The following is a 21,253-nucleotide window of genomic DNA, read 5'->3' as shown; positions in this document are numbered from 1 at the left end:
TTAAAACTCCGCTAAAGCTTGTAGGCAGGTTGTTTGATGATTGACCCCTTGGCCTTTTGCAATGTATTTATTGGGTAAGGTTAACGAAAACGCCATGTGTTGGTCAGTTAATTGGTTCACCAAAAAACATAACTGGCTTAATCTATGCTCATTATTGCCACTCAACATATTGAAATTTAGTGCTAATTCCTGTGATGCGTCACTGGTAAATTCTTTCGTTAATAGCTGCTGAGTTTTAGCGTAGTGTTTCCACGATACCTTATTAAGCGCTGTACCTTGCACAAAAGGGGTAAGCTGGTAAAAGTCATCATTACCAGCTTTAACTTGTGCGTTATCGCCGTCGTGTTCGTCATTGTCATGGAGCTGAGTATCAAGCTTTTCAGTAGCGATAGGCTGTGGGTAAACATACACGGTTTCGGTTGGTTCAATGTAACTCCACACAGACACTAAACCAAATGGAAAGTGGCTAATGATTTTAATTCTATCAAAGCCATAAGCACCACGTTCACTACATTTAAGCACTATTTCAACGGTCTTTTTCTCTTTGTTTTGCAGTGATACAGTTTCAGATTCAAGGTTGTCATTAACCAGTTTTATAAGCTCACAGTGTGATCGTGCGTGAATTTGAAAACGCGCAAAAGGGTTTTTTGGCGCATAACTTTCGTTTATTGACTGGTATTTAACCGACAAACTTCGCACATTTTTATAGCCGGTGAGTATCGCAAATACTAAAACAACCACCATTAAATAGGCCATGGCTAAAATCAAGTTGTTTTGATAGTTAATGCCCATCACAAAGTTCAGTAAGGCAATTAGTAAAAACTGCCCACCAAGTTTTGAGGGTAATACATAAATTGTTTTATGCTGAAGCTCAATTTCGTTAGTTTTATGCTTGTTTTTTAATAACTTATTAAAAACTGACTGACGAAATTGATTAATAAAAGCAGGGCGCTTAAACATGTTTTATAAGCTTACGGGCACATGTTTAAGTGCATAGCCGCTGTCACCAGCATTTAAGCCAAGCCTGTGATCAGTCACACTAGGGAAAACCGCTTGTACATCTTCAGGCATTACAAAATCACGACCTTCAATATACGCCCATGACTTTGCAGCTCGGGCAAGCGCAATGCTCGCTCTTGGTGATAATGGGTTTACAAAATGGTTATCTTGGCGAGTAAACGCAACGAGCTCAAGAATATAATCAACCACCGCGTTGCTTATCGTTACAGTGTTTATTTCTTTTTGAATAACAGCAAGTTGCTCAGGGTTAATGCGCACAGGTAAGTCATCATAATTACGATTGTTTAAGCCTAAAATGAGGTTTTTCTCAGCGTGTTTATCAGGAAAACCTAGACTAATACGCATAAAAAAGCGGTCTAATTGCGACTCAGGTAACGGATAAGTACCAGATTGATGTACAGGATTTTGCGTAGCAATTACAAAAAATGGTGATGGTAGGGCGTGTTTAACCGAATCGACCGTCACTTGTTTTTCTTCCATTGCTTCTAACAGTGCACTTTGTGTTTTAGGACCGGCACGGTTAATTTCATCACCTAAAACAACTTGGCTGAATACAGGACCTTGATGAAATGAAAAACTATGTTCTTTAGCATCAAAGATGTTTGTACCAAGAATATCAGAAGGCAATAAATCGCTAGTAAATTGAATACGTTGATACGACAAACCAAGAACTGCGGCAAGTGCATGAGATAACGTGGTTTTTCCCATGCCTGGTAAATCTTCAATTAACAGGTGACCTTCACTAAATAAACACGTAAGGGCGAGCTTGATTTGTTGTTGCTTACCAAAAATAACCGTTGATAGGTCATCGATAATGAGTTGGATTGTCGAATTCATAAACTACTTAATTTGTTATGGTTTCCATCAATTCTAGACGTTTCATAACAGAGTCGACTTTTTTTGCGTTGAATGGTTTGGCGATAAAACCTTTAGCACCTAATTCCCAGGTGTTTTGCACATTCTCAAGACTATTATGCCCAGAGCACATAACAACATGAGTATGAGGATGGCGGTCATTTAAGTATTCAAGAATTTCCGTACCGTCAGTGTCAGGTAGTTCAATATCAAGAAAGATGACATTAGGTGACTTTTCTTCAATAACCGTTTTAGCTGATTCAAAATCTCGACTTTCTAAAATATCGTCAAAACCAAGACCAGTTAAAATTTGATTTAGATAGTCGCGGATATCTTGCATATCATCGATTATCAGAATAGGTTCTAACGGCTTCACAAATTCCATATCGTTTACATCTTATCGTTACATCTCAAGTTGATAGTTTTAATATAAGTCATGAGATAACTAAGCTCAAGAAACAAGCACTAATAAAATGAATAATATGATAAAACAACACCTTAATGTCCGATACCGTCTAGTATTGGACTTAACATGCACAGAGAAAGGTATAGCTATGTAGAGACACTTTACTTCCTATAATTTATATTATGTTAAATAAGGCGTTTATCTTTATAATCAGGTTCATTGGTCGTTAGATTCTAAGGTTTTTTAACCCCTTTTTTGCTTAATTTGGGTTTTCACGAATTTATAGCTTTTTATGAAATGGTCATTTCTAAACGTGGCAATCTAAGCATTTTAATTTCACTACCGCACCTTGGTTGTTTGTATATTTTTAAATATAGTAAGGAGTAATAATACTTTAAAGGATTTAAAGCTCGTATGTTAAAAAAGTTTTGGGATTGGATATTAGATTCTATTCGTATTGATGAAGATATTGCCCTTCATGAAAACCGAATTTTCTGGATTGTTGTACTAGTTCCATTTGGTTTTATTTTTTGGTTGTTTTTTTCTTTAACTCAAGACCTCATTTTAGATGGCCTTTACAATCCTCATGTATCATCAGAGTCACTTGCTTCTTTTATAAATTATTACGCATTCCCAATTACTCTTCTTACAATACCAGTTACCTTGGCTGTTATGATCAATAGATTTCACTCATCGAAGCAAAAAGCCAAGAGCAACCGGTTAGTTGAACAAAATAATATGGCAAATAATTTTTATAACCACTACAAATATTTCATCGAGCATTGTGAAGCAATAAATGCTCGATTTGCATCAAGTGAAATTACCATTAAACCTGAAGTTTTGTACAAAAAGATGTTTCCTCATCCTTCAATAAACAAGAATGTGAACGAAGTTGATATTTCAATAATTGACGAAGCTTTTAAGAGTTACGTTAGTAATTTTTATAACTTCATAAAGCATGAAAAGAACGTTGGTTTAAATGGAGTCTTCACCGAAACGAATGAATACGGTGAACCAACCGAAGGCCTTAAACTATTTTTTTTAAAAGAAGAGTTCTTTTGTAAATTAGAAATCCCTGGTTTGATTGTTTCGACAAAAATCTCACAAGAACGTGAAATCTTTATACATATTCAAAATTGTCACGATTTAATCTTAATGTTGGTAAATTTTCATGGTGCTACTAACAGCATTCAACTTACAAACGAGTTAAATAAAAAATTTAGTAAATTTACAGACAAGTACTTTGATGAGAGAAAAGAGCATATTACTTTAAATGTTTGAACTAAGTTTCAAATCATTAGTAGTTATAATTAGTTAATTTAATGGAATAGATTCAAACCTAAAGCCGCCCCGCTATCTTTAAGCCAGCCTACGATTTCACCTCCCCCAATTAAACGCCCTAGCAACACCCAGCGCTATTTCATGCAATACAACAAAACCCGCGCCGTATAAGGTGGCCCAAACTGGGATGATGATAAAATCGAGGGTTGAAGTAGATGATGAAACGGCGACTTCTTGGTAATTTGTAAGCCAAGGGTAAAAACCAAAGCCGTAAAGAATAACGATTGGAGCCGAAAACAGTATTAAACGCAGTTTTCGCTGTTTAAAAAATGGCATAAATGAGATGCCTAGCATTAGTAATAAAGGCACGAATACGTAGATCACCGAGGTAAAATCATTCAGTTTCATGCCTAAACCGATGGTTACTATCAGCATAAATAAAGCAGTAAAAATGCGGTAAGCGGCTGTAAAATTCATAGTCATTCCTTGTAATACCAATTCGCTTAATTAAGTAGTCAATTTTGAGGCAATAAAACCTCGTTGATAGCAAGGCAAAAATTTCGTTATTTAGTTGTTCTAAATCAGAAATTTTTAACGCAGTTAGCGACAGGTTTAATCCCTCAAAATGATTAAGTATTATTGCGGATTGGTATAAAGTACCTACAACCACCCTAGCACGCTTATTTATAAATGACTATTTTATAAACCAATTTGCCTATTACAGCCGACACTTTCTACAAAGTATTTATCATGGCTTACGAGTATAAACCCGCCTTTAAAGCCCTGTAATGACTGAGCCAAGAGCTGTTTTGATTCAAGGTCGAGATGATTATCGGGCTCATCGAGTAACAAGAATGCAGTACTTTCAATATTACTGACGATACACATGGCGAGCTTCATTTTTTCACCGCCACTTAAAAGTGCGGCATGTTTAAAAACAGCGTCTTTTCTAAAGCCGATACTAGCAAGTAGAGTACGCACGGTGCTCACATCTAGGCTTTTACAGTAAAACAAAATGTTATCAAGCAGGGTTAGCTCGTTGTTTATTAATGCAAAATGTTGGTCTAAATAATAGAGTGCTTGATTGCAATGTAACTGCCCTGCTTTTACTGGTATGTCGTATGTCAGAGTTTTAAGTAAGGTTGATTTACCAGTGCCATTAGCACCCGCTAAATGAATTTTATCATCATTGAACACCTGAAAATTAAGCGGCTTTTGTGTTCCGTATGCTAATACAACGTTCTCCAGGCTAAGTACTTTATGGTGCTTGGCTGTATCTGATTGCACTAAATAAAATTGCTGCGCTTTAGTTTGTTCAAGCTTGCTAGAAAGTTGTTGCTTATTACGAATGAGTTCACCTTCTCGCTTAACGGCGTTTTTACTTTTAGATGATAAATTAGCGCTGGCTTTGTCTTTTTTAGCATCCATCAACACTTTAGGCTGACTGCCTGACTTTCTTAAGGCTGCGCCCTGACATGCTCGTTTTTGTGCTTTTTGCTTCTGTAGTTGTTCAGCTGCCTTAAGCTTACTTTGCTGTTTAACAATGTGGTTTAATTTATTTTCAAGGGCAGCAACTTGCTGCTGCTTTTGTATTTGGTACTCAGAAAAACGGATACCATATTGTGTTAAACCAAGGGTTGTTAGCTCCCAAACTTCATGGGCTTGTTCTAATAATTCTTGGTCGTGACTTATTAGTAATAATTGCCCTTTAAAGCTTTGTATTTGCTTTATAAGCCAGCTTTTGCCTTTTGCATCTAGGTGGTTTGATGGCTCATCCAGTATTAAAATGTCGGGCTTTATGCAGGTAAATAGTGTCCAAAGTTTTAATTGACTAAGCTGACCACCACTTAAATATTTGCTTAGTGAGTAAGGGGTTTTGTTGTTTACGCCAAGCCTTACAAGTTCTGCATTAAAGCGCTTTGGTAAGTCCCAATTACCCTCAACTAACATTAAGTTTTGCTCTGTAACATGCCCTTGGTTTATAGCATCAAGGGCATTAAACACAGGCTCTAGCCCAATAGCCTCTGCAATAGTTTGGTTATCAGCCTGATTTACATCGTTCATTTGTCGGTAAAAGCCAAGGGTTGAATTACAAACAACCGTACCAAAGCTAGGCTCTTTTTGCTTAGCAAGTAGTGATGCTAAAATAGATTTACCGCAGCCGTTCCTGCCGACTAATGCGGTGACTTTAGCAGTGAGTGAAAATGAAAGGTCGTTAAATACAACATCGCCATTGCCATGTTGGTAACATAAATTAAAAGCTTGAAGTTGTGGCATAGTGCCTCCTGTACTACAGGGGCATAAGCGCTTGATCACACGAAAAGTAATATTATAAAAGTGATAGTGAGCAACGCCTACTAACCCTGTTGGTCCAAAAAGATAAAAATGAAATTGGATAACAGGTTTAGTTGTTCATGTTGGCGGTAACTCCTAAAAAGTGAGGCTAGATAATAACCACCCTGTGCTCAAATAGCAACGAGTTATGATAGTCTTAAATTATTAGCTGCTTAAAGGAATGTATTTTGAATTTAGTTAAAAGCCCTCTTGCCTCGCAAAACCCCATTCAAGTTAAGATGCAAATTAATGAAAGTAAACGTGTATTTGTTATTGGCGATTTAGATGCAGATTTAACTAAATTTGAACAGGCGCTTTGCTCTGTTAATTTTAATCCAAGCGAAGATATTTTGTTTTCACTGGGTGATGTGATTGATCGGGGGGAGCACAGCATTGCGTTACTTTCTCGTTTTAAAGAGCTTGGTGTACATATGTGCCTTGGTAACCACGAGCATATGTTGCTTGAGTCTTTACTTGCAAAGGATAAAAGTTACTACCGTTTATGGGTTGAGAATGGCGGCCGTTGGCATTTAGATGCAACTGATGAAGAGCTCGCATTTGTCTGTAAGCAGCTACTTAACTGCCCGCTTTCTTACTATGTTGAATACGGCAAAATTAAAGTTGGTTTATCACATACAACACATGCGGATTGGGATTGGCAAAATCCTACTCAAGATATACAACAAGCGATTGGCACTTTGCTTTGGGATAGGAGCTTAACCAAAGCGAAAAAACCTTTAATAAATCCAAGTATCGACTTTTCAGTGCATGGTCATAACACAACCAAAAAGCCCTATTGGCTTGGCAATAGTTACCACCTTGATACTAATTACCTCAGCGGTAAGCCCACCATTGTTGAGCTTAGCACGCTGATCAAGCAGTTTTCATCAATGTAAACTTGCCAGTCGTTCGACCGTTTTCTCTTCAAGGTATTTTTTGTAGGTTAGTCTTGCATGCCACAACTGCTCATCTGTTTCTTGAATGTAGATGATTGGGCCAGCAGTTTTGCTTGCCAGGCTAGTTAGTTTACTGTATTCACGCGTATCAATTTTGCCATCGCTAAAGTAGCTTTGTGCGGTATGTAGAAATTCATCGTCTTTATAAATATCACTATGCCAAATAAGCGAGCGATACATACTAGCAGTTATTTCGGTTGGCTTATCGTTTGAACGAAAGAGCTTCACTTCGGTATAAATAGAATTACCGGTGAATACAATCCCTATTAACGACAACGTCGTAAGAGTCATCATCCATTTCATGCTCTATTCCTCTCAGTTAGGTACTAATTTAACTATAGGAGAGAAAGATGAATGTATGCTGTTTATTTAATCAATTAGAATTAGCGTAACTATTTGCAGGATACTTAATTATTGTTTTTAGTCCCTAATTTACTGCTTTGGGGTTTGAACATAAATTTGTGTATTAGGCTAAAAGGTCTAATACACAAGCATCAAGTTAATGAAGCGCTGCTGTAAATGGAATATTTTTACAGATTTCGGCTTCTGCAATAAGGATTTCTTCAAGGCGTGTATCAACCTCTTGCTTATCGAAATACTCGTAAGCAAGTTCAACGAATAAGTTTTTATGTTTTTCTTCTGATTTTGCAATCGCGACATAAAACTCTTTTTCTTTGCCTGCAGGTAAAGCCTCTGCAACAAGCGAAAAGCGCTCGTGTCCGCGTGCTTCAATAACGCCTGCTACTAATAAACGGTCCATTAAGAATTCATCACGACCATTTCTAAATACCGCACGAATTTGTTTGATGTAAGGATCTTTTTGGTCATTGCCAAGTGATACATCACGTTCCATTAATAGCTTTAAAACTTGCTTAAAGTGGATCATTTCTTCCAGTGCTAAGTCTGTCATGGCTCTAACAAGCTTGCGACGGTCTGGGTAATGAGAAAGCATAGACATAGCCATGCCTGATGCTTTTTTCTCTGCTGCAGCATGATCTTGTAAAAAGGTATCGAAGTCAGCTAAGACACCTTCTGTCCATTCAAATGGCGTGTAGTATTTCAATTCAAACATGATGAGGAACAACTAAACTTATAATTACGGCGATTTTAACGTATTTTATGTGTGATTATAACCAAGAGATTTATCAATTTTACCACTTCGGGTAGATGACACTTTATCTGGGTGTTTTATGTCATTCCACGCTGTGACTTTGCCACCCATATTCAGCTGTTTAAAGCTAATTGGCTGCTGAGTGTTTAAAAACTGCTGAAGTAATTGCGGGCTGTTTGAGTCTGCTACATTAAGCGTTAATAACTGGTTTGTACGCCCTTTAAAGTAGTCTGCCACTTGCTGTTGGTGACGCTGATAACACGCTGTTAAGTATTCATCAGATTCTAACTCTGCCAAGCTATACTTACCAAACACATCAAAATAACAGCGCTTTAAATGGCTATTAAAACCACCATCTGGGCGCATTAAATTAGTGTGCATGCGTGCTAATAACTGCCTTATAGATGGCAACCATTTAGTTAAATCGCGCTCGAGGTTGATAAAACGGCTATTTGCAAAGTGCTCATCAAGCAAGGCGTATTCACTAAAAACTGGAGTATCAGCAATAACATCTGCACTTGTAATTGCTTGTTGGGTATAGGCTGTGTGGGCGGTTTTATAACCGAGTTGTAAAAAGCTGTTACAGATACTAGTTGTGCCGGTTCGTGGTAAACCGATTATAAAAATTTTAGAGCTCATGGCACCTGATCAAATGCTAACCACAGCGATTTGTCGTTGACTGGGGTTAACCTTGGTAAATCATAATTATGCAATTCTATAACAATTTTGTCGTGTAGGTGGGCGTTTTTTATAAAGTTTCCGTTGTACTTAAAAAATAACTCGTCAAATTCACCACTTTGCTGCATAACCTTAATCCCCTGAGAAACGGCTTTAGCAATATTAGTATTATGTTTATTAAAAAAGAAATAGATTGGGCTTTTGTATTTGAGCATTAGATGCGGCAGAACGACCAACGGCATTTCTTCTTTAAAATACGCAAGTTCATCTTGGATCTCTAATACTGAACGAGGAAATAAATCCCCCCTTCCTCTATCTAACATTACAAACAATGATTCAAAGTCCATTGCCGTTGCCACTGTTAAACCGTTACTTATTAGAATTCGTGTATCTGGCCAATCTGCACCCTGAACTAAGTTAATCGATTTTAAATCATCAAGAGATTTTAGCTTCTTCAACCTCGGTAACTTATCTTCTGTAGTAAACATTAATCGCCAACCAAATAAGCCTTTAAATATAGGAACTCGTAGAGGGAGCAAAGTGTCTTCACGCTCTTGGTTTGTCATGCTCCAAGTAACATTGATAGATCCAGTCGTTTCAATTTCTTTTAAAACACGATTTTGGCTTAATAATTCAGGTGCGGGTGATAAGGTAAACTTATAACCACTTCTTTTTAAAGCTGTACGAAGAAGTATTAAAGGATAAAGTACTTCTTCGTCTAAGCTATCCATTGTTTTAGGATAAACAACATGTAAAGTGGTTGGTGGTGTTACGCGATTTTTCTTGGCATTAATTGTTTTTACATTGGCAAATAAACAAGTTGAAAATAAGAACAACAAACATGGAAAAACAATTTTTAGCATATCAGAAAACCTGTGTAACTAATAACATCACAGCGCTAATCAAAATAGTAATGAAAGTAAGCATCATAGCTAATACACGTAATTTCATCAGATTATCAGCAAGTGCGTAACTATGACAAAAACGACCAGCAACCAGCATTGCACCTAAAATATAGCAATAATGGCTTGGGAGGCCTTGGTACTCTAATAAAAATAGCAGGATCAACGAAAAAGGCACATATTCAATAAAATTAGCATGAGTTCGTATAGCTGCTTGTAGGCTTTTATCTCCCCCGTCACCAAGTGAAATGCGTTTTGCTCTACGTAATTTGATCACGCGAAAGCTAAGTTGAATGTATAAAATGGCCAAGATGGCAGCAAACGTTGAAACAATCACAGTTTTTCCAATTTTTATTTAAAGTTAGACGCTTAGCATAATTTATTGCTAGGCTGTTAAGTAAGTAGTTAGGTTAGCTCACTATGATATTTAATGTCTAACAGTTCTTAAGGAAGTGCATGTTTACGCCAAGAAAAATCGCCGATAACTACCGCGAAATGATCAGTAGTATCGGATTTTACCCATCAATGCTCTCTGTGATGTTTTTAGTTTTTGGATTAATTACTACTGCGGTCGAGTACTCGTCATTATCAATGGAATTTAAAAAGCTGATTGGTGTGTTATTGGTCGATAGCGAGGAGAATGCCCGTACCATCCTCAGCACACTTGCCGGCAGCATTATCTCATTAACGGTTTTTAGTTTTTCTATGGTTATGGTGGTGCTTAATAGTGCCAGTGCCAGTCTTTCGCCGCGTGTGTTGCCGGGCCTTATTACCCGTAAGTCGCACCAATTAGTACTGGGGTTTTATCTTGGTAGTATTATCTACACCATATTAATGCTGATAAACATACGCACCATTGGTGATGGAGATATGGGTATTCCATCACTTGGTATCTTCTTTTCATTGGTGTTTGGTTTAATTTCGCTTGGTTTTTTTGTGTTTTTTATTCACTCAATTTCAAAAGCAATTCAAGTCGATAATGTACTAAACGACTTATTTAAAAATACCAAAGGCGAGCTTAAATGCATAATTGACATGCAACAAAAAAATCCTGTTGAGCATTTTCCTGAGTTTGATGACTGGCATAGTGTTAAAAGTAAAACAGAAGGTTACTTTAAAGGGGCACATAGCGATAAGTTGTGTGCGTTATGCCAACAGCACGGTATTAAAATTTATATTTCGGTTAAACAAGGCTTCTTTACAGTAAAGGGATACCCGTTTTTAAAGTGTGATACTGACTTATCTGACAAACCTGAACTGGTAGAACAATTACTAGACTGTTTTATCTTTTATATCGAAGAATATATTAGTGACCATTACCGCTACGGTATGACACAAATTTCAGAAATCGCTGTTAAAGCTATGAGCCCGGGTATTAACGATCCCGGTACTGCGGTAAAAGCCATAGATATGTTGAGCATATTACTGATATTGCGCTTAGGCATTTACGATGTGAATTACTCGCTTAAACGTTGCGAGAACAATCAACCGCACCTGTTTATTCACGAAACCTCATTCGATGAGCTGCTGCATGATAACTTCACACCAATTCGTAACTACGCAAAAAATGACGCTTATGTAATGGTTAACGTGCTTGAGGCATTTAAAAACATATTGTTTAGAGCATCTGATAACAATAAAGCAACTGATAGCCTATTTGTTTATTTAGGGGCAATTATTGAAGATATAGATAAGCATATTAGTAATGAGTACGACCGTGAGCAAATCACTAATATGCTAAAAGCGATTGCTCGTATTTCAGAGCAACAAGGTGAAAAATTGCTGGCAAGGTTTGCCAGCAATCAATAAGTTAACTTAGTTTTCGATTAAATAAACCGCATAGCTGCTTGCGGTAATCGTAAGCTCACCACCATTGTATGCATCAGGTACATAGTTATCTGGTGCAGCTTCTGCCATAACCATTTTGCTGGCACGCATATAAGGTTGGCTACCTGTATCAAGTGGGCTACTTGAAGCTGTATAAAGACCTTTAAGCTCTACCCCATAGTCATTGGCAAATTCTTTCGCCGCAGCACGGGCATCTTTAATGGCTAGCTTTTGCGCTTGCTTTTGTAGCTCTTCGTACTTGCTTGATACAAATTGCGTTTGATTAATTTCATTAATGCCCGAATTCACTAGTTGCTGAAGCATAATTGGGTATTTTTTTATATCAGTTAAAGTTACAGACAGGCTACGCGTTACTCTATAACCTACAAACTCTTGCTTACCCGTTTCACGATTATATTCTGTTTGGCGATTAATCGAGATATTAGACGCATAAATGCCCTTTTCTTCTACGCCTTGGTTTTTAGCGAGCTTAATCGCTTTCGCCATGGTTGCATCGGCTTTGTTTTTCGCGGCAATTAAATCTTTATCTACTTCAACAATACCTACTGTCAGTTTAACGTTATCAGGGATCGCTTTAACCGTTGCATTACCTTGTATATAAATATGTGGCGCATCAGGTGTTGCTTGTGCTAACACATTAAAACTAAGTGCTGCCGCCATAGCGGTAAAAACTAACTTACGCATAATACTGTTCCTTAATTTAAAACTCCGTTCATTATCACCTTAAAGGGTTAATTGAATATGAACAAGCCATTTTACAGATATAAAAAAACAGGCATAAAAAGCCTGTTTTTTCATTCACTAAAAGCGTTCTAGTTTAGATACTACGGCGCTTGTAGTTGCGATATTCTGGAAGCCAGTAGTTTTTCTCGATTGCTGCCCATAGCGCTTCATCGCTCAGCTCAAGTGCCACACCTTCTTCCATCGCTTTTTTCGCAACCGCAAATGCAATACGTTTACTTAACGCTTGGATTTCAGTCAGTGCAGGTAATAAGCTGCCTTTACCAGTGTTTGCACGTGGTGAAGACTCAGCCAGTGTTTCACTTGATACAATCAGCATTGCATCTGTAATACGTGTAGCTTTAGCAGCAATTACGCCTAAACCAATACCCGGGAAAATATAACTGTTGTTACATTGTGGGATTGGGAATGTTTGGCCGTTATACTCAACCGGATCAAATGGACTACCAGAAGCAACAATCGCTTGGCCGTTTGTCCATTCAATAACATCAGAAGGAAGTGCTTCAACTTGCTTAGACGGATTACTTAGCGGGAAGATAATCGGTTGTGGGCAAGATGCGTGCATTGCACGAATAACCTGTTCAGTGAATAAACCAGGTTGGCCAGATACACCAATTAGAATGTCTGGTTGCGCACAGTGCATTACATCTAATAGTGATGCGTACTCACCGCTGTAAGTCCACTCACTTAAGCCATCTTTAGATTGGCAAAGTGCTTGTTGGAAATCACGTAAACCTTCCATACCTTCAGTAAGTAGACCAAAGCGGTCAACCATGAAAATTTGCGAACGCGCTTGCTCATCGCTAATGCCTTCAGCAACCATAGTACTAATGATTTGCTCAGCAATACCACAGCCTGCAGAGCCTGCACCAACGAACACAACTTTTTGCTCAGAAAGTTTCGCGCCTTTAACACGACATGCAGCGAGTAAAGAACCTACAGTAACCGCAGCAGTACCTTGAATGTCATCGTTAAAGCTACAGATTTCATCACGGTAGCGTTTTAATAATGGCATTGCATTTGGTTGTGCAAAGTCTTCAAACTGAAGTAAAACACTTGGCCAACGACGTTTAACTGCTTTAATGAATAGATCTAAAAATTCGTCATATTCTTCTTGCGAAATACGTTTATGGCGAGCACCCATGTACATAGGGTCGTTAAGTAGTTTTTCGTTATTCGTACCAACATCAAGCATTACTGGTAACGTATATGCAGGGCTAATACCACCACACGCTGTATAAAGTGATAATTTACCAATTGGAATACCCATACCACCAATACCTTGGTCACCTAGACCAAGAATACGCTCGCCGTCAGTCACAACGATAACTTTTACTTTGCCTTTAGTGGCATTACGTAAAATATCATCAATTTGGAAACGATCTTCATAAGAAATAAATAGACCACGGGCACTGCGGTAAATGTCTGAGAACTTTTCACAAGCATCACCTACCGTTGGCGTGTAGATAATAGGCATCATTTCTTCAAGATGATCACGCACTAAACGGTAGTAAAGTGTTTCGTTGTTATCTTGAATAGCACGTAAGTAAATGTGCTTATTTAAATTATCGCTAAAGCTTGAATACTGCTGGTAACAACGCTCAACTTGTTCTTCGATCGTTTCATAACGCGGTGGCAGTAATCCGGCTAAGTTGAAATTTTCCCTTTCTTTTTGTGAAAAAGCACTGCCTTTATTTAATAGTGGCGTTTCAATCAGACCTGGGCCTGAATAAGGAATATAAAGATAATTTGGATCGGTATTTGTAGTCATATTTCCAAGCTTTGATGCGTCATAATTATGACCTGACATTATTACTCTTGAAGGCGAAATTGCAATGACAATTCACCTTGTCAGACCATTGAAGAAAATGAATTTTATGCTCTAAATAGCATAGCAGATAGTATACATGAAAACTCAGCAGCTTTAAGGCTGCTGAGCTTGTTTTTAGTGGCTTTTATCACTTAAAGCGATGCCTTCGCGGCGCGGATCGGCTGCGCCATAAAGTTTACCGTTTTTAACTTCAACAGCATGTAAACCAGAGTTTAAATCTAGGATACGAACTGTGTGTCCGCGGTTAACAAAATCAGCTTCAGCGTTGGCAAGCTCAGTGCCCTTTTCGAGGCTTGTGTAATTATTACGATTAGTAATGCGCGGTAAGTTAATGGCTGTTTGCGCATCTAGGTTCCAATCAAGCACACCTACAACCACTTGAGCTACATAATCAATAATACGGCTACCACCCGGCGAACCAACCACTAAACGTAAGCTGCCGTCTTTGTTAAACACCATGACTGGCGACATAGAACTACGCGGACGTTTACCTGCTTCAACACGATTAGCCAATGGCTTACCATCTTTAGTTGGCGATAAAGCAAAGTCAGTTAGTTGATTGTTTAAAATATACCCGTTCACCATAACTGTTGAACCAAACGCCATTTCGATAGAACTTGTCATCGACACAGCGTTACCTTGGCTATCGACAATCGAAACATGGGTCGTTGATGGCAGCTCGTATGCATCATCTTGCGCGTATGCAACTGAGTTTGGCGGTGTGCCTGCTTCTGCGTGAGTATCTTTTTCAAAAATAAGTTTTGCGCGACCAGCAATATAGTTTTTATCGAGTAATCCTTGTGTCGGGATTACCATAAAATCAGGGTCACCCATATACACATTACGATCAGCAAACGCCAAACGCGATGCTTGGGTAAAGTAATGCAGCGCCTGTACAGAGTTTGGTTTAAGTTTAGCCATGTCTTTATGTTCAAGTAAGGCTAAAATCTGTAACACAGCTACACCACCGCTACTAGGTGGTGCCATTGAGCACACTTCGTACTGGCGATAATCAACACACACAGGTGCACGCTCTTTGCTTTTGTAATTGGCTAAGTCTTCAACCGTTAATGTACCCGGTGCGACTGCTGAGTTTTGCACTGCATGCACAAGCTCTTTAGCGTTTTCACCTTTGTAAAATGCATCAATGCCTTGTTTCGCTATATCTTTATAAAGCGCGGCAAGTTCAGGATTCTTTTTCACGGCACCTACAGCAAGCGGTTTACCATCAGGAAAGAAGTAGTCACGAATAACAGGTAGCTTGGTAACCCCTGGGTTTAATTCTTTAGCCAATAATTGATGTAAACGCGGCGACACAATAAAGCCTTTATCAGCCAATTCAATGGCAGGGCCAAACAAGGTTTGCCACTCTAACTTACCGTAACGCTTATGGGCAGTGGCAAAGGCATCTAAAATACCCGGTACACCAACAGAACGACCACCTACAACGGCTTCAATCCACTTTACGGCTTTACCGTGCTTATCTAAAAATAGTGTTTCATTAGCATTGCTTGGAGCTGTTTCACGGCCATCAAAGCTAGTTAGGCTTTTGGTTTTGTTGTCGAAGTACATCATAAATGTACCACCACCGATACCCGACGATTGCGGCTCTACCAGTGTCAGTACTAATTGCGTTGCAATGGCAGCGTCAACCGCTGAACCGCCTAGCTCAAGCATTTTTTGCCCGGCTTTTACTGCATAAGGGTTTGCTGCTGCGACCATGTACTTATCGCCTTCAACAACCTGCTTATGAGCAAAGCCCGTTGCAGCTTCAGGTTCGCGAGTTTCAACTTTTGCATGGGCTGCGAAAATAGTCGTTGAATAAATTAATGAGGTGGACAGAGCTAACAGCGCTTTGGTTTTGAATAACATAAATAAACTTAATCCCGTAGTGTATTTGGCATCTTAAAATTAAACGTGCACAATAGGCGACAATCTCAGATACACCAAAAATAACATGATAAACCTGCCCCTGAAACTAGAATATATTCTGCCGCCACTGTGTTTAGTACTACTTAGTTCCTTGTTTGCACTTTTCAACTTAAATGAATATCTTGAATTTAACCGTGAGTTAGTTGCAAATGGTGAATTTTGGCGCATTTTCACTAGCCAATTTGTGCATGCTAATTGGCCACATTTAGGCCTAAATTGTGCCGGAATTTTATTAATTTGGGCTCTGCACGCTGAGCATACAAGCCCTGCTCGCTATGCGTTTAATATTGCCATTCTTGCATTATGGTGTGGCTTAGGTGTGTGGCTATTTTGCCCAGATATCCATATTTACACCGGATTAAGTGCCCTACTGCACGGTGTGATTATTTGGGGAGCAGTAAAAGATGTACAAGCAGGCATGTTTTCAGGCTGGTTTTTGTTTGCTGGTACTTGGGCCAAAGTGATTTGGGAGCAAATTGCCGGCCCGAGTGAGTCGGTGAGTCAGCTAATCGCGTCTAATGTTGCCATTGATGCCCACTTTATCGGCGCAATTGGCGGCACAATGTTGGCTTTGCCTGTCTTCATTAAAATAATAAAAAAGTGCGGGTAACCTTACTCGCGATTTAATTATCTGGTTATTATTCCTTGCCATTTAATCTGTTTCATAAAAAATTGCTTATGATTTATCTCCTATATCAGATATTACAAAGCCCCGGCTAACGAGGCTTTGGATTCAAAAATTTAGGCTTTGCAAATAATGTCTAAATTTCCTAACGAATATAAAAAACTGTCCTTTTGTTTTTTCGTCAATTGATATAGAGCAGATTATTTCGTGAGGAAAGTCACTTTCTACATCGTACATACCAATTAAGAGAGAGGTTGCGGTTTTCCTATTTAAATCAGTGACTTTACTCGAGCCAGATTCTAACTCTATAATTTTGTTTGCACAATTCATTATTGCTGAGACATTGTGGTTTTTATTTTGAACAGTTTCACCAACAACATATACTCCGTATTTCCCTCTATATCGATGTTCTAAGTGTATGTTGTCACTTCTACTTTTGTCTGTATCAACCCAAATTCCTCCTACTTGCTGGTAATAATCATCGGGAACATAAGTCAAATTTAAAAGCGTATAAATAAATCCACCTGAGAATGTTTTTAAATGCCACTTAGCATAAATATTTAATGGTGGCATAAGAACTAGAACAAAAATCAATATTAATAAAACCCACTTGCATCTCATCGTTCATGCCTATTTTGGTCTGCTAATACGTTATAATACTGGTTAATAACCTCATCAACATAGTCCTGAAAGTTGTTAGTTATCACATTATAGTTTTTCATATCAAATGAGATTTTTGCTCGTTCCTCTGCTTTCTTCATTAATGCATCATAGTATTCTTTATCGTTGCATGAATATCCACTCGTATCAGGATCTGCATAAGAAAAGCCATCAGCGAACAATCCATTACCAGTAAAGCCACTATTTGTACCATCCTTATACAAAATTTGTTCGTGGAAAACACCTAAATTCATATTAGATGCACCATTAGTTCTAAACTTTCCTAGTCCATTTAATGGTCGCATACACATTTTCTCTAAACAAATTGGGGCAGACTGAATATAGCGTCCTAATTCAGGAGCGTAATCCCTAAATTAGTTTAGATCTATCAAGTTGAACTTAGATAGCTATAGACTAGCTTCATCCTATTTCCATTTGTATAATTCTAATCAAAAGCCTCGGTTAGAGAGGCTTTAAATTAATAGCTAATTCCAATATTTATTAATAATTTTCGGTAAAATTATAAACCACTGAAAATATCCACCGATAAAGCAACAGATACTAATAACAAACACTTCTAAACCAAAACTGCTTTGATAATCTATAGTTGGTAAAGCTGTAACTAGATACAAAAAAAACGGACCTAATGGAAAACTTAAAAGTCCAAGTAAAACTAGTATGAACACTCCTAACTTGTGAGTTTGGCTTACATATTGAACAGATTCTAAAACAGAAAGAATGACTAAAGTAAAACAGGTTATCCATACTAGTTTAAATATCTGGATCTTTTTTAGATTCATACTATTTCACCTGACATAATCTTAAACATTTATCCGCTAAACTATAACTGTAGTCGTGACAATCGGTACCATTTGGACATATCGATTTAAACTAAGCGTTAATGCAACTTTCGACACAACTATCATCTTTTCTAATTTCATCACATTTTTTTGAGTCATGGTTCTCAGCTTCCGTTGTTGCGCAACCTAAACTACCTTTACCAAAAGGCTAAGTGTTATCAAGAGCACTTGTAGGCGTATTACTTGAACAAAGCTAATTTTTACATAAGCCAATATGGATTTACTAAAGGTAAAGTTTTATTGGCATATCACTAAACTTATTCCATTCAAAGGGCGCGTGCAATTTTATGTTGTCATACGGTCGCTGTAACTCATTTTGCTATTAAATTAACATAACTAGCTTGTTTCATAATATTGCTAGGTCTATGAACAGTAATACTAAGGGTTACAAGTAATTGAATTGCTCACTTAGAACGGGGCTCAATGCAAGACAACGATAATGAATATCTTGTGAACAATCATAAGCGATATTCGATGAACGACACAAAGCAGCCTAATTTAGTGAGTGGTGGATTTCGGGATTTTATTAGCGATAAACATTAAGATATTTTTTATGGCAAAAACAAGTTAAGTATTTATATCTAATGGTAAATATCAATTGGTATCTAAAACAAAAAAAAGCAGCCCTGAATATCAAGACTGCTGATTGGTTAGTTCTAAATTGTTATAAAAGTTAAAGCGTTTCTTTAAATAGCTTATGAATACGGCGATATTCATCTAACCAGCTTGATGGTTGTACAAAACCATGCGGCTCAACTGGGAAGATAGCTGTTTCAAAGTTTTCTTTTTCTAGCTCAATTAAGCGCTGTACTAAGCGAACTGAATCTTGGAAGAATACGTTGTCATCAACCATAGGCGCGTTAATTAATAAACGACTCTTAAGGCCTTCAGCAAAGTAAATTGGTGAGCTCTTTTCATAGGCAATCGGGTCAACATCTGGGTGATTTAAGATGTTCGACGTATAAGGGCCATTGTAGTGAGCCCAATCAGTTACCGGACGAAGTGCAGCACCTGCTTTGAATAAGTCAGGTTGTGTGAATAGCGCCATAAACGTCATGAAACCACCGTAAGAGCCACCATAGGTGCCTACAGCTTGTGTATCAACGTTTGCGTTGTCTGCCATCCAGCTTACGCCGTCTGCTAAATCTTGGATTTCAGGTGTACCCATTTGACGATAAATGGCTGTACGCCAATCACGGCCGTAACCTTTCGATGCGCGGTAGTCCATGTCCATTACTACATAGCCTTCTGAAGCCAGTAGTGAGTGGAACATAAACTCGCGGAAGTAACCAGACCAACCCATGTGTGAGTTTTGCAGGTAACCAGCACCGTGGTTAAAGATAACCGCTTTACGGTTTTTACCTGTTTCGCCTTCTTTATAATCAGCTGGGTAATATACTTTTGCGTAAATTGGCTGATCAGTGTGGCTTGAAGGCACAGCAACAATCTTAGGTGCGATCAGTTTCTTGGCTAAAAACTCATCAGAAACCGTGTGCGTTAACTGCGTCGCTTGAGTATTTGCTTTTGCATCAGCAACATAAAGCTCAGGCGGCGACATAACTTTTGAGTGAGTTAGCAATAGTTTGCTTTCATCTGGGCTTAACTGGTAATCAGTCATACCATCAAGGTTGGTTACTTGCTCAGATTCACCGTTTGCAGGGTTTACACGATAGATTTCGTAAAGACCTGGGTGCTCAACGTTCGCTTTGTAGTAAATCGCTGAGTTATCAGCTGTTAACGTTAAGTTAGAAACAACAAATTGGCCATTAGTTAGCTGCGTTGCTTTACCATTAAGTGGCTTTTTATAAATGTGGCTGTAACCAGACTCTTCAGATAAGTAGTAAAGCGTGTCTGAGTTGTTCAACCAACCAAAATCGTTATATGCATAGTTAACCCATGCATCGTCGTGTAAGCGGTGCTGCGAAACAAGTTTGTTGTTTTGTGTATCAACAGTAGCTAACCAACGGTCTTTGTTGTCCCATGCTTCAAGCATTAGTGCCACTTGTGAACCATCAGTGTTCCATTGGATTGCACTTTGGTCCCAACCCCAATCCATCATTAAGTTGATGGCACGTGGTGCTTTTTCAGACTTATAAGTTTTGCCATCACGGGCGTAGTTTTCTTTCTTAACAGCTGCAAGTACATCTTCATCAAAGCCAGGTAAGGTATCGAATGCAAGCGTTGTTTGCTCGCCTGATTTAAGGTCGATGTAAACTACATCTGAGCTGATTGGTTTTTCATCAGCAACACGGCGGCGTACTTTTTCTGCTTTAACGCGTGCATCATCGGCAATGTAATTAGGCATGATATCGCCTTCATCGCGCCATGAACGGCTTTCTGTGGTTACTGCAACAAGTGCTTGGCCATTTGGTGAAAGCTGTACATCTGCTAAACGCTTACCTTTACCTAAATAAAATTGTGCATTAGCAATGCTGTCGTTTTGCTCGTTGATTTGTGCTTTACGCTCTTCACGATCTTTTTTGTTTTTGTGCGTAAGCGCAATGTAATCAATTAGTTTGTGCTGCTCTTTTGCGATGTAAGTGTCTGGCTCTTGTACACCTTTAGGTGCATCGTCTAGGTGTAAGTTAACTAATTCAACTTGACGACCCGTTGCTAAATCAACTTTATAAAATGCATTACCTTGGCGATATGCAAGGCTACCATCAGTTAAAAACTGTGGTTTTGATTGCTGTGCGCTATCGTGAGTGATTTGTGTAATTTGCCCAGTGCTTAGGTTTTTAACGAAGATATTACCTTCAAATGCATAAGCCTGTTGCTTCTTATCTGCAGAATAAACGGCATTTTTAGCGCCTACAGTGTGTAGTTTGTTTAACGCTAATTGTGATGCAGATTGGCTATTTACCGCTTGAACGTATAAATCGCGTAACTCATTACCTTGTTGCTTTTGTGCATAAACGATGCTGTCAGAATCACCATTCCAGAAAGCACGCTCAGGCTGACGGCCTAACCAATCAGGGTGAGCCATTGCTTGCTCTAACGTGATTTCAGCTGAACCTGTATCAGCAGGAGTAGCAACAACTGGTGCTACATTGGTAACTTGTTCTTCAGAAGGCGTTGAGGCGGTTGATTGACAACCTGCTAGCATGAAGCTAGATGCGACTGCGAGAGCCACTAACGTTTTATTAGCAGTGGTTTTGAATTTCATAGTGCTTCTTACGGGTTATTATAATTCGCCCTATTTAAGCAGAAGCA

General features: G+C 38.5%; 20 protein-coding genes. 4 read left to right on the top strand and 16 right to left on the bottom strand.

Annotated features, from left to right (window positions below):
* Genes L1266_RS01240 through L1266_RS01230 form a run of 3 tightly spaced genes read right to left on the bottom strand, consistent with a single transcriptional unit; the run spans position 1 to position 2,260 of the window.
* On the bottom strand, positions 1 to 960 hold the full coding sequence (locus L1266_RS01240) for a DUF58 domain-containing protein (protein ID WP_235376640.1): 960 nt from the start codon (positions 958 to 960) through the stop codon (positions 1 to 3).
* A 3-nt stretch (positions 961 to 963) separates the two neighbouring features.
* Positions 964 to 1,857, bottom strand: coding sequence for an AAA family ATPase (locus tag L1266_RS01235; RefSeq protein WP_235376639.1), 894 nt, complete (start codon positions 1,855 to 1,857; stop codon positions 964 to 966).
* 7 nt (positions 1,858 to 1,864) lie between these two features.
* Positions 1,865 to 2,260 (bottom strand): response regulator, encoded by a 396-nt coding sequence (locus L1266_RS01230; protein WP_235376638.1) that lies wholly within the window; start codon positions 2,258 to 2,260, stop codon positions 1,865 to 1,867.
* Positions 2,261 to 2,695: 435 nt separating this feature from the next.
* Here L1266_RS01230 and L1266_RS01225 point away from each other — a divergent pair, with 435 nt between their 5' ends.
* A complete protein-coding gene (locus L1266_RS01225) occupies positions 2,696 to 3,562 on the top strand; it encodes a hypothetical protein (RefSeq protein ID WP_235376637.1) in 867 nt (288 codons plus the stop codon).
* A gap of 96 nt (positions 3,563 to 3,658) precedes the next feature.
* On the opposite strand, the gene L1266_RS01220 is transcribed toward L1266_RS01225, so the two are convergent.
* Together L1266_RS01220 and L1266_RS01215 are read right to left on the bottom strand one after the other, a co-directional pair.
* Positions 3,659 to 4,039, bottom strand: a complete 381-nt coding sequence (locus L1266_RS01220) for a hypothetical protein (protein WP_235376636.1) — start codon at positions 4,037 to 4,039, stop codon at positions 3,659 to 3,661.
* A 222-nt stretch (positions 4,040 to 4,261) separates the two neighbouring features.
* On the bottom strand, positions 4,262 to 5,839 hold the full coding sequence (locus L1266_RS01215) for an ATP-binding cassette domain-containing protein (RefSeq protein ID WP_235376635.1): 1,578 nt from the start codon (positions 5,837 to 5,839) through the stop codon (positions 4,262 to 4,264).
* 245 nt (positions 5,840 to 6,084) lie between these two features.
* Here L1266_RS01215 and L1266_RS01210 point away from each other — a divergent pair, with 245 nt between their 5' ends.
* Positions 6,085 to 6,792, top strand: a complete 708-nt coding sequence (locus L1266_RS01210) for a metallophosphoesterase (RefSeq protein ID WP_235376634.1) — start codon at positions 6,085 to 6,087, stop codon at positions 6,790 to 6,792.
* Here the strand turns inward: L1266_RS01210 and L1266_RS01205 are convergent.
* The 5 genes from L1266_RS01205 to L1266_RS01185 form a co-directional block, all read right to left on the bottom strand.
* The gene (locus L1266_RS01205) at positions 6,784 to 7,155 is read right to left on the bottom strand and encodes a hypothetical protein (protein WP_187489592.1); all 372 of its coding nucleotides are present in this window, start codon (positions 7,153 to 7,155) and stop codon (positions 6,784 to 6,786) included. The genes L1266_RS01210 and L1266_RS01205 overlap by 9 nt on opposite strands.
* A 196-nt stretch (positions 7,156 to 7,351) precedes the next feature.
* Complete coding sequence (locus tag L1266_RS01200) at positions 7,352 to 7,924, bottom strand: tRNA-(ms[2]io[6]A)-hydroxylase (protein WP_235376633.1); 573 nt, start codon at positions 7,922 to 7,924, stop codon at positions 7,352 to 7,354.
* A gap of 45 nt (positions 7,925 to 7,969) precedes the next feature.
* On the bottom strand, positions 7,970 to 8,602 hold the full coding sequence (locus L1266_RS01195; protein ID WP_235376632.1) for a sulfotransferase: 633 nt from the start codon (positions 8,600 to 8,602) through the stop codon (positions 7,970 to 7,972).
* On the bottom strand, positions 8,599 to 9,504 hold the full coding sequence (locus L1266_RS01190; protein ID WP_235376631.1) for a substrate-binding periplasmic protein: 906 nt from the start codon (positions 9,502 to 9,504) through the stop codon (positions 8,599 to 8,601). The genes L1266_RS01195 and L1266_RS01190 overlap by 4 nt, the downstream gene beginning before the upstream one ends.
* A 1-nt stretch (position 9,505) precedes the next feature.
* Positions 9,506 to 9,880, bottom strand: a complete 375-nt coding sequence (locus tag L1266_RS01185) for an MAPEG family protein (RefSeq protein WP_235376630.1) — start codon at positions 9,878 to 9,880, stop codon at positions 9,506 to 9,508.
* 119 nt (positions 9,881 to 9,999) lie between these two features.
* On the opposite strand from L1266_RS01185, the gene L1266_RS01180 reads away from it, so the two are divergent.
* Positions 10,000 to 11,352, top strand: coding sequence for a DUF2254 domain-containing protein (locus L1266_RS01180; RefSeq protein WP_235376629.1), 1,353 nt, complete (start codon positions 10,000 to 10,002; stop codon positions 11,350 to 11,352).
* A 6-nt stretch (positions 11,353 to 11,358) separates the two neighbouring features.
* On the opposite strand, the gene L1266_RS01175 is transcribed toward L1266_RS01180, so the two are convergent.
* The 3 genes from L1266_RS01175 to ggt all read right to left on the bottom strand — a co-directional run bounded on the left by L1266_RS01175 (position 11,359) and on the right by ggt (position 15,835).
* Positions 11,359 to 12,075: an SIMPL domain-containing protein gene (locus tag L1266_RS01175; protein WP_054553878.1), complete on the bottom strand. Its 717-nt coding sequence runs from the start codon at positions 12,073 to 12,075 to the stop codon at positions 11,359 to 11,361.
* Positions 12,076 to 12,208: 133 nt separating this feature from the next.
* Entirely contained in the window at positions 12,209 to 13,903 is a 1,695-nt protein-coding gene (locus L1266_RS01170; protein WP_054553942.1) for an NAD-dependent malic enzyme, read from the bottom strand.
* 174 nt (positions 13,904 to 14,077) lie between these two features.
* Positions 14,078 to 15,835, bottom strand: a complete 1,758-nt coding sequence (gene ggt, locus L1266_RS01165; protein WP_235376628.1) for a gamma-glutamyltransferase — start codon at positions 15,833 to 15,835, stop codon at positions 14,078 to 14,080.
* Positions 15,836 to 15,920: 85 nt separating this feature from the next.
* On the opposite strand from ggt, the gene rrtA reads away from it, so the two are divergent.
* Complete coding sequence (gene rrtA, locus L1266_RS01160) at positions 15,921 to 16,505, top strand: rhombosortase (RefSeq protein WP_235376627.1); 585 nt, start codon at positions 15,921 to 15,923, stop codon at positions 16,503 to 16,505.
* 123 nt (positions 16,506 to 16,628) lie between these two features.
* On the opposite strand, the gene L1266_RS01155 is transcribed toward rrtA, so the two are convergent.
* The 3 genes from L1266_RS01155 to L1266_RS01145 form a co-directional block, all read right to left on the bottom strand.
* Positions 16,629 to 17,141, bottom strand: a complete 513-nt coding sequence (locus tag L1266_RS01155) for a hypothetical protein (protein ID WP_235376626.1) — start codon at positions 17,139 to 17,141, stop codon at positions 16,629 to 16,631.
* Complete coding sequence (locus L1266_RS01150) at positions 17,138 to 17,485, bottom strand: hypothetical protein (RefSeq protein WP_235376625.1); 348 nt, start codon at positions 17,483 to 17,485, stop codon at positions 17,138 to 17,140. Before L1266_RS01150 ends, L1266_RS01155 begins: the two co-directional genes overlap by 4 nt.
* 1,228 nt (positions 17,486 to 18,713) lie before the next feature.
* On the bottom strand, positions 18,714 to 21,206 hold the full coding sequence (locus L1266_RS01145; protein ID WP_235376624.1) for a prolyl oligopeptidase family serine peptidase: 2,493 nt from the start codon (positions 21,204 to 21,206) through the stop codon (positions 18,714 to 18,716).
* Positions 21,207 to 21,253: the final 47 nt, after the last annotated feature.

Source organism: Pseudoalteromonas sp. Cn5-37 (assembly GCF_021532495.1).
Taxonomy (GTDB): Bacteria; Pseudomonadota; Gammaproteobacteria; order Enterobacterales; family Alteromonadaceae; genus Pseudoalteromonas; species Pseudoalteromonas simplex.
This window is presented reverse-complemented; position numbering and strand designations above follow the sequence as displayed.